At 78.2% G+C, this 7,242-nt stretch carries 6 protein-coding genes and 1 pseudogene; 6 read left to right on the top strand and 1 reads right to left on the bottom strand.

Translation table 11 applies throughout. The annotated features are described in order from the left end of the window. Window positions 1-115: 115 nt before the first annotated feature. Window positions 116-670, top strand: coding sequence for a GerMN domain-containing protein (locus V6U77_RS29380; protein ID WP_334609995.1), 555 nt, complete (start codon window positions 116-118; stop codon window positions 668-670). Between the two features lie 155 nt (window positions 671-825). Here the strand turns inward: V6U77_RS29380 and V6U77_RS30140 are convergent. Continuing rightward, a pseudogene (locus V6U77_RS30140) lies at window positions 826-3,283 on the bottom strand (CDP-alcohol phosphatidyltransferase family protein). Window positions 3,284-3,375: 92 nt separating this feature from the next. Between V6U77_RS30140 and V6U77_RS29365 the strand changes: the two are divergent. The 5 genes from V6U77_RS29365 to V6U77_RS29345 form a co-directional block, all read left to right on the top strand. Further along, complete coding sequence (locus V6U77_RS29365; RefSeq protein ID WP_334609994.1) at window positions 3,376-4,356, top strand: zinc-dependent alcohol dehydrogenase; 981 nt, start codon at window positions 3,376-3,378, stop codon at window positions 4,354-4,356. A 3-nt stretch (window positions 4,357-4,359) separates the two neighbouring features. Further along, the gene (locus V6U77_RS29360; RefSeq protein ID WP_334609993.1) at window positions 4,360-4,758 is read left to right on the top strand and encodes a 6-pyruvoyl trahydropterin synthase family protein; all 399 of its coding nucleotides are present in this window, start codon (window positions 4,360-4,362) and stop codon (window positions 4,756-4,758) included. Then, complete coding sequence (locus V6U77_RS29355; RefSeq protein ID WP_334609992.1) at window positions 4,759-5,796, top strand: glycosyltransferase family 4 protein; 1,038 nt, start codon at window positions 4,759-4,761, stop codon at window positions 5,794-5,796. It begins immediately after the preceding gene. Beyond that, window positions 5,793-6,617, top strand: a complete 825-nt coding sequence (locus V6U77_RS29350; protein WP_334609991.1) for an SAM-dependent methyltransferase — start codon at window positions 5,793-5,795, stop codon at window positions 6,615-6,617. The genes V6U77_RS29355 and V6U77_RS29350 overlap by 4 nt, the downstream gene beginning before the upstream one ends. 22 nt (window positions 6,618-6,639) lie before the next feature. After that, a partial coding sequence (locus V6U77_RS29345; protein WP_334609996.1) for a lysylphosphatidylglycerol synthase domain-containing protein occupies window positions 6,640-7,242 on the top strand: 603 nt, incomplete at its 3' end.

The raw sequence follows: 7,242 nt of genomic DNA, 5'->3' as shown, positions 1-7,242 counted from the left end.
CGTGCCCGGTCCCGCGCCCGCGTGCCCCCCGCGCGCCGCGGCCGGCCGGGAGCCCACGCGCCCCGAGTCCGCAGCCGGCCGGTCGCGGCCGGGCCGGTGGCGCGGTGTCGGCGGCATGCTCGTCGTGCTCGGGCTGTTGGCCGGGTGCGGTGTGCCGACCGAGGGCGCCCCGCGCGCGGTGGCGCCGCCACCCGGGCCGTTCCCCTCGCCGGGGGCGGTCGTCGCGACGCCGAGCCCCACCCTGGCGGCGGGGCGCACGACGGAGGTCCTCTGCTTCGTGCGGGACGACCGGCTGGTCCGCGTCGAGCGTCGCGTCGACGGCACACCCACCGTCGACGCCCAGCTCCAGCACCTGCTGGCCGGCCCGACCACCGCCGAACGCGACACCGGCCTCACGACGGCCCTGCCCGGGGCCGTCGCGGTCGCCGCCGCCCGGCCGCGCGGCACCGAGGTCGACGTGGATCTCGGCGGGCCGGGCGACGAGACGGGCCGCAGCGACGAGGTCCTCGCCTTCGGCCAGATCGTCTGCACCCTGACCGCCCGTTCCGACGTCGAGTCCGTGGCCTTCTTCCGGGGCGGGGCCCCGCTGGGGGTGCCGCGGGCCGACGGCTCGTTGTCGCGGCGTCCCCTTGCGGCCGACGACTACGCCGGCCTCGTGGCACCCCGCTGACCGACAGGTGGGGCCGCCGTCCCGGCGGCGCCTGTGCGGCCCGGCGGCTGTGCGGCCCGGCGCCTGTGCGGCCCGGCCCGACGCCGGCGACGCCGGGAGTGCCGTACGACCCGAGCGGGACCGGCCCGCACGGGGCGCCGGGCCGGCCGACGGGGTCAGCCGCTGAAGGCGGTGAGGAACCGGTCGCGGAAGGCGTCCATCGGCCAGACGGGCGCGTGCGGGCCGGGCCGCAGGCCCTCGTCCCAGCCCCACCCCGAGATGCGGTCGAGCACCGCCGGGTCCCGGGCGACGATCGTGACCGGGACGTCCCGGCCCGCCTGCGCGCCGGTGACGACCGGGGCCGGTTGGTGGTCACCGAGGAAGACCAGCACCAGGTCGTCGTCGCCGTGGGTCTCCAGGTAGGACACCAGGGTGCCCAGCGAGTACTCGACGGACCGGCGGTAGCCGGCGCGCGGCTGCGACGACGGGTTGCCGGTGCCCGCCCCGTGGAAGACGCTCCCGTCGCCGACCCGCGCCCAGTCGACGAGCTGGGGGATCCTCGTCCAGGGGGAGTGGCTGGAGACGAGGGCGATCTCGGCCATCACCGGCGCGCGGTCCGCCCGGGAGCGTTCCAGGCGCTCGAAGGCCGCCAGGGTGTACTGGTCGGGCATCGGGGCGTAGCTGAACTTCGGCCCCCGGTAGCCGAGGCTGCGGGCGTCGTAGAAGCGTTCGTAGCCGAAGAACGCCCCCTCCGGCCAGGGCCGGGTGGCGGCCGGCATCACGCCGACCGTGCGCCAGTCGGCCCGCCGGAAGGCGCCGCCCAGCGTCAACCGGTCGCTGGCCAGCAGGCTGCGGTGCCGCTGGTCGTTGTCGACCCACATCCCGGACAACAGCGTGGCGTGAGCCAGCCAGCTCCCCCCGCCGACGGTCGGCGAGGTCAGGAACCCGCTGCGGGAGGCGAAGCCGGCCGCCCGCAGCCGGCGGTCCCCGTCGGCCAGCACCGCGCCCACCCCCGGGGCGTACTCCGGGTTCGCCACCGCGTCGCGACCGTAGCTCTCCACGAAGGCCACCACCACGTCCTTGCCGCGCAGCCCGCTCAGCAGGCGCTCGCCGGGGGTGTCCCGGAACGGGTCGACGCCGACCTGGGCCGCGAAGACCTCCCGGTCGCGCAGCCGGGCGCGTACCTGGAGCGCGTGGGCGCCGACGAGGTCGGTCGCGGCGGCGTCGGCCACCGGCACGCCGGGGGACACCCGCACGCCGAACGCGGCGCAGGCCAGCCAGGCGACCACCAGCGCCGCCACCGTGCGCCGCGTGGCGGCGCGGTGGCGCACCAGCAGCGGGGCCAGCCGCAGCACCGACCGCGTCGTCGCGACGAGCAGCGCGGCGAGCAGCAGCACGAGCGCCACGACCGCGCCGGTGGCGCCCGCCCGCCCGACCGAGTCGGTGAGGAACCCGAGCGCGTCGTCGAGCAGCGCCCAGTCGAGCACCAGGTCGAAGGGGCGGCCGAGCGCCGTGAGGAAGCCTAGGTCGGCCGCCTTCAGCAGGGCCAGCGCCCCGAGCAGCACGCCGGCGAGCGCCGCCACCGGCCGCCGCGCGCGTGACGGCAGGGCCAGCAGCAGGGCGACGACGAGCAGCCCCTCGACGGGGACCCGCACGAACGCGCCGGGCGTGAGCCGATCGGGCTGGTGCGGCGCGGTCAGGATCACCAGCACGAGCAGGGCGGCCAGCGCGGTCGTCACCCGCGCCGCGCCCCGTCGTCGCCCGTCCGGTCCCTCGGGGGTACGCCGGCGCGCGTCGGCCCCCTCGGGGGTACGGCCGGGCGACCCGGCGGGCGGGTGCTCAGTCACGGGCGGCGACGAGGTCGGGGCGGACCGGCGCGGGGCGCGGCGACGTGGCCCGGCGCGGCGCGACGTCGGGCGGAAGCTCCCGGGCGTCGCGGTGCCGCCACAGCCACCCGACGTCGCGGCCGAACGACTCGACGAGCAGGGCCAGCGCGACCGTCAGCACCAGCGCGTCGCCCGGCCCGGGCAGCACCCCGGCCGCCGCGACCAGCAGCAGCACGCTCTGCGCGGCGGCGACGACCTTGCGCCAGTACCTCGGCGGCAACGGCCGGCACAGCCAGGGCAGTGCCCACCCGGCGACGACGAACGCGTACCGCATGGCGCCGAGGGCGAGCACCCAGGCGCCCACGGCGGGCGCGACGGCCACCCCGAGGACGAGGATGAGGAACGCGTCGACCTCCATGTCGAAGCGCGCCCCCAGCGCGCTGGCCGTGCCGGTGCGCCGGGCCACGTACCCGTCCACGGCGTCGAGGGCCAGCGCCACGGCGGCGACGGCGACCAGCACCCCGACCGGTGCGGACCCCTGTGCGGCTCCCGGAGCGAGCGCGTCCCCCGTCAGCGCCGTCACGGCGCCCACGAGGAGCGCCCGGGCCAGCGTCACCCGGTCGGCCGGCCCGAGGGTGTCCGAGCCCGCCCGGCGCAGCCCCCGGTCGAGGGCCAGGCACAGCACCGCTCCGTACGCGGCCCCGGCGAGCCAGCCCACCGGGCCGAGGCCGACCGTCGCGGCCAGCCCCGCCAACAGGACAATCTGGACGATCAGCCCGATCGCGGGGCCTCTTCGAACCGTGGGCACCGTGCCTCCGTGTCTATGATCGACGACTTCCGACAGGAACTACGCAAGGAACCGCCGTTCGGTTCGCCGCGGACGCGGGTGAGGAGGAACCGGTGACCGGTGAGGCGCGAGCCTTCTGGGTGCGTACGCCCGGCACGGGTGAGATCCGCTCGGTGCCGCTGGCCGTTCCCGGCCCGGACGAGGTGCTCGTCCGCAGCCGGTACTCCGGCGTCAGCCGCGGCACGGAGACGCTGGTCTTCGCCGGCCGCGTCCCCACCGACCAGTACGCGGCGATGCGCGCGCCGTTCCAGGAGGGCGACTTCCCGGCCCCGGTGAAGTACGGCTACCTCAACGTGGGAGTCGTCGAGCGGGGCCCGGACGAGCTGCGCGGGCGGACGGTGTTCTGCCTGCACCCGCACCAGAGCGCGTACGTGGTGCCGGCCGACGCGGTGGTGCCGGTGCCCGAGGGGGTGCCGCCGGCCCGCGCGGTGCTCGCCGGGACGGTGGAGACGGCGGTGAACGCGCTCTGGGACGCCGCGCCCCTGGTCGGCGACCGGGTGAGCGTGGTCGGCGCCGGCATGGTGGGCTGCTGCGTGGCGGCGCTGCTCGGCCGCTTCCCGGGCGTACGGGTGGAGCTGGTCGACACCGACCCGACCCGGGCGGAGGTCGCCGCCGCGCTCGGCGTCGACTTCGCCCCGCCCGAGGGGGCCGCCGGCGGACGCGACCTCGTGGTGCACGCCAGCGCGACGGCCGCCGGCCTGCAACGTTCGCTGGAACTGCTCCGGCCGGAGGGCACCGTCGTCGAGCTGAGCTGGTACGGCGACCGCACCGTCGCGCTCGCGCTGGGCGGGGCGTTTCACTCCGGCCGGTTGACCGTGCGCGGCAGCCAGGTGGGTGCGGTCGCGCCGGCCCGGCGGGGCAGCCGCGGCTTCGCCGACCGGCTCCGGCTCGCCCTGGAACTGCTCGCCGACCCCGCCTTCGACGCGCTGATCACCGGCGAGTCCCGCTTCGCGGAGCTGCCCGACGTGCTGGCCCGGCTGACCGCGGGCAGCCTTCCCGCCCTGTGCCACCTCATCACCTACGACGGAGAGTGACCCGTGTTCAGCGTGACCGTCCGAGACCACATGATGATCGCCCACAGCTTCCGGGGCGAGGTGTTCGGCCCGGCGCAGCGCCTGCACGGGGCGACCTTCGTCGTGGACGCCACCTTCCGCCGCCGCGACCTCGACGCCGACGGCGTGGTGGTCGACATCGGGCTGGCCACCGCCCAGCTCAGGGCGGTGCTCGGGGAGCTGACCTACCGCAACCTCGACGACGAGCCGGCCTTCGCCGGGGTGAACACCACCACCGAGGTGCTGGCCCGTACGGTCGCCGACCGCCTCGCCGAGCGGGTACGCGCCGGCGACCTCGGCGCGGGCGCGCACGCGCTGGACGGCATCGCCGTGACGCTGCACGAGTCGCACGTCGCCTGGGCCAGCTACGAACGGCCGCTCTGAATGGCGACGGTGCACGTGGTGCTGCCGAACGACATCGACGATCCGGCCGAGCCCAGCGGCGGCAACCGCTACGACCGCCGGCTCTGCCGGGGGCTCGCGGCGACCGGCTGGACGGTCCGCGAGCACCCCGTGCCCGGCGCCTGGCCCCACCCCGAGCCGGCCGAGCGCGCCGGGCTCGCCGGGGTGCTGACGGCGCTGCCCGACGGGGGGCCGGTCCTGCTCGACGGGCTGGTCGCCTCGTGCGTGCCGGAGGTGCTGGGCCCGCACGCCCGGCGGCTGCGTCTCGTCGTGCTCGTGCACCTGCCGCTCGAACACGACGCGGAGGGCGCCGCCCTGGCCGCCGCCGGCGCGGTCGTCACCACCAGCGAGTGGACCCGGCGGCGGCTGCTCGACCGGTACGCGCTGCCGCCCGACCGGGTGCACGTCGCGAAGCCCGGCGTGGACCCGGCCCCGCCCGCGCCCGGTTCGCCGGCCGGGGGAAACCTGCTCTGCGTCGCCGCCCTGGCCCCGCACAAGGGGCACGACGTGCTGGTGCAGGCCCTGGCGGCGGTCGACGACCTGCCCTGGACCTGCGACTGCGTGGGGCCGCTGACCCGGGATCCGGGGTTCGTCGCGGGCCTGCGCCGGCAGGTGGGCGGCCACGGTGTCGCCGAGCGGGTGCGCCTGGTCGGCCCGCGCACCGGGGCGGCCCTGGACGCCGCGTACGCCGCCGCCGACCTGCTGGTGCTGCCCTCGCGCCGGGAGACGTACGGAATGGTGGTCACCGAGGCCCTCGCGCGGGGCGTGCCGGTGCTGGCCACGGCGGCCGGTGGGCTGCCCGAGGCCCTGGGCCGCGCCCCCGGCGGCGAGGTACCGGGGCTGCTCGTGCCGCCCGACGACCCGGCGGCACTGGCCGGCGCGCTGCGGCGCTGGCTCGGCGAACCGGACCTGCGCCGCGCGCTGCGGCGGGCGGCGTACGGGCGGCGACGCACCCTCGACGACTGGACGGTTCCCGCGAGCGTGACGGGCGCGGTGCTGGCCGGGGCGGTGGCGGCATGACGGGGCACCTGCCGCCGGGCTTCGCGGACTGGCTGGCGCTGCGGGAGCCCGCCGACGCGCAGGCCCGCGCCGCGGACCTGGTGGACCTGGCCCGCGGCCGGCTCGCCGACGCCGGACCGCTCGTGATCCACGACCTCGGCGCCGGCACCGGCGCGATGGGCCGCTGGCTGGCGCCGCGGCTGCCGGGCCCGCAGCACTGGATCCTGCACGACCGGGACGCCGACCTGCTGGCCCGCGCGGCCGCCGGGATGCCCGGCGCCGCCGGCGACGGGGCCCCGGTCACCGCCGAGGTCCGGCGCGGCGACCTCACCCGGCTGACCGCCGCCGACCTCGCCGACGCGTCGCTGCTCACCGCGTCCGCGCTGCTGGACATGCTCACCGCGCAGGAGGTCGAGCGGCTCGTCACGGCCTGCGTCACGGCGGGCCGCCCGGCCCTGCTGGCCCTGTCGGTGACGGGCCGGGTGCGGCTCACCCCGGAGGACCCCTGGGACGGGCCGGTCGCCGCCGCGTTCAACGACCACCAGCGTCGCACCGTCGACGGGCGCACCCTGCTCGGGCCGGACGCCGTGCACGCCTGCGCGGCGGCGTTCGCCCGGCACGGCGTCGACGTGGTCCTGCGCCCCAGCCCGTGGCGGCTCGGCCCGCACCACGGGCGGCTGGTCGGCGAGTGGTTCACCGGCTGGCTCGACGCCGCCTGCGAGCAGCGGCCCGAGCTGACCGGCCCGGCTCGGGCGTACGCCCGCCGACGCCGCGCCGAGATCGCCGCCGGCCGGCTAGACGTGCTGGTCGACCACCTCGATCTGCTGGCTTGTCGTGGCTGAACCGGGCGGCCCGCCGGCGCGTGTGCACCGGTGGGGAGACCGTCGGGGGAGGGGCCGGACGGCGCGCGGGTTCTGGCCGTGGGCGCGGCTGCTCGGCGGCGGGGGAGTGCTGGTCGCCCTGCTGGGCTGGCTGGGCGTCGGCCCGTTCCTCGCCGGGCTCCGTCTGATCGACGCCCCGGCGGTGGCCGTCGCGGTCGGCATCGGGGCGCTCACGACGAGCTGCTGCGCCTGGCGGTGGAGCCTCGTCGCGGGTGGGCTGGGGGTGCGGCTGCCGCTGCCGACGGCGCTCGCGCACTGCTACCGGGCGCTGTTCCTGAACGCGACGCTCCCCGGTGGCGTCCTCGGCGACGTGCACCGGGCGGTGCGGCACGGCCGCGACGTCGGCGACGTGGGCCGGGGCGTGCGCGCGGTGGTGTGGGAACGCGCCGCCGGTCAGGTCGTGCTGGCCGCCGTGGCGGTGGTCGTGCTCGCCGTCCTCCCGTCGCCGGTGCGGCCGCACCTGCCGGCGACGGCGGCGGTGCTGGCGGCGGCCGGGCTGGGCGTCGTCCTGCTGGCCCGCGCGCTGCCCACCGCCGGGCCGTCGCGGTGGGCCCGCGCGGCACGCGCGGCGGCGGCCGACGTCCGC

The sequence above is a fragment of the Micromonospora sp. CPCC 205546 genome, from assembly GCF_036902715.1.
Lineage (GTDB): Bacteria > Actinomycetota > Actinomycetes > Mycobacteriales > Micromonosporaceae > Micromonospora.
The sequence above is the reverse complement of the archived record's forward strand: the minus strand, read 5'-3'. Positions and strand labels throughout refer to the sequence as shown.

Excerpts from the sequence above, each read along its gene's own strand:
- V6U77_RS29350 (WP_334609991.1), top strand. The coding sequence starts at position 5,793 with ATGACGGGGCACCTGCCGCCGGGCTTCGCGGACTGGCTGGCGCTGCGG.
- V6U77_RS29380 (WP_334609995.1), top strand. The coding sequence starts at position 116 with ATGCTCGTCGTGCTCGGGCTGTTGGCCGGGTGCGGTGTGCCGACCGAG.
- V6U77_RS29355 (WP_334609992.1), top strand. The coding sequence starts at position 4,759 with ATGGCGACGGTGCACGTGGTGCTGCCGAACGACATCGACGATCCGGCC.